This window comes from Neorhodopirellula pilleata, assembly GCF_007859915.1.
GTDB lineage: Bacteria > Planctomycetota > Planctomycetia > Pirellulales > Pirellulaceae > Rhodopirellula > Rhodopirellula pilleata.
Window position 1 is genome coordinate 1 of the sequence record NZ_SJPM01000069.1, and the last position, 1,686, is coordinate 1,686.

General features: G+C 54.3%; 1 protein-coding gene. It reads right to left on the minus strand.

Annotation, left to right across the window (positions count from 1 at the left end; all coding sequences use genetic code 11):
* Positions 1 to 153: 153 nt before the first annotated feature.
* The gene (locus tag Pla100_RS30235) at positions 154 to 1,587 is read right to left on the minus strand and encodes an IS1380 family transposase (protein ID WP_146583121.1); all 1,434 of its coding nucleotides are present in this window, start codon (positions 1,585 to 1,587) and stop codon (positions 154 to 156) included.
* Positions 1,588 to 1,686 lie beyond the last annotated feature (99 nt).

The following is a 1,686-nucleotide window of genomic DNA, read 5'->3' on the forward strand; positions in this document are numbered from 1 at the left end:
CTAGCCCGGATTATTCACGAGCCTTTGTCAGTTGGCAACCTTTGATCAAGTTTGGCTTTGGTCGCTGCTTGAGCCGAATCGCTCCGTAAGGCCCCCTTTCCCCCAGGAACCCTTTTGGTCGCTGAGGCATCGCTAACCGAGCGATGGGTGCGGTTAACCGCTCGGCGCGAATGAAGCCAACGACCGACTCACTTTCCAGAGATAGTCCGCGTGCGGCCAACTCGATGGGATCAGCAAACGCACATGTCGCGTGGTTGTCTCGACGCGAGCGGCCACCTTAATCACCAACGTACGCCATGTCATCGCACGACCGCGACCCAGTGGATCGCGCCGACGCCGACGATTGCCTTCGGTTCGTTTGCGATGCTCGCTGCCGGCTTCCAAGGGGATACCATCGGCGTCCGGCCCGGAGTCCACAGGAGCCTCGGCAACGACGCCGCGAAAGCGGGCCAAGAGATTGCAGGACACTGCATGCATCATCGTTCGAAACAAGTTGGCCATGTAGCGATGATCACTCAACCGATCGGCGCACAAGTCCACGGTCAACTCCTTGTTGCGATTCTCGCTCTCGCCTCGGTCGGCGTATTCCTGATAGGTACCGTCAGGATACTGTTCCGCACCAGGCCGGTTCGTGATCACGACGCGTCGATTGGTTCCCTGCTCATTGGCCTCGCACTTGATGACCAAATCATACGCGCGCGACCAGTTGCGAGATTGGTGCTGGAGATGCATATAGTTCTTCGTCGTTTTCCCGGTCGTCTCGAAGGTTTTCAGCGTCAAATCCATCAATTCCTCGCATTTTTCCTGCATCAGGGAGTTCATCTGATAGCCAATGCTGAAGGTCACATTGGCAAGGCAGTCGAGTGCTTCATAGAGGTGCGGTACGGCGAATCCGGCATCCGCACGCACAGTGACATGAAGGTCCGGATATCTCCTGTGCAAAGCATTGATAACACGTGTCAGGTCATCGGCAGCACCAAGCGACACGTGAGCAGTTCCATACAACAATACTGGTAACGCGATCTGATCATTTTCGGCGCATGTGATCACGCGAACTTGGTAGATGTTGTCTTTGTAGAAGTTGTTGAAGAAAGTCAGTTGCTGCGTCCCGTGAGCCGAATCTGCAAACGTGTCAATGTCCAAGGTGATTGAATCGGGATCCTCGTCGAACGACTCGACGAAGCGGTCGATGAACCAGTCTTCGAGTCGTATCAGATCGCCAGCAGTGACCGAGTTTTCCACTCGGGAGATCGTTGGCTGGCTAGCCAGGTCATGGTCATCGGGCGTTCGATCGGCGATCAGTTTAAAGACCGGATCGGATCGCAGAGTGTCATGATCATTTTGGTCTTCGTATCCTGCAATGATCCCGAAGATGCGTTGCCGAATCACGCTCAAGAGTGACTGAGTCGGATCGGCTCGCGGGTCTCGAATCTGAGCGGCAAAACTCTCGGTCAGCCCCAGTTTTTTGTCGAGCTCCCGAAAAGCGATTAACCCCCCATCGGTGCTGACCTGTTCGTCAACCTGATGAATTTCAATGGTCCGTCCGGGGAAAAAATCGAACAAAGCCGTTTGTGCATCGCGTATCATGTGAAAGAGCCTTCGTGTTTTTCCTAAGTTGTCGTCAGATAACAACTTGGACGCACGCAAGGCTCTTTTCGTTCAATGCTGATGAATAATCCGGGCTAG

What these genes read in the sequence shown, in the direction of transcription:
- Pla100_RS30235 (WP_146583121.1), bottom strand. Translation starts at nt 1,587, where the DNA reads ATGATACGCGATGCACAAACGGCTTTGTTCGATTTTTTCCCCGGACGG.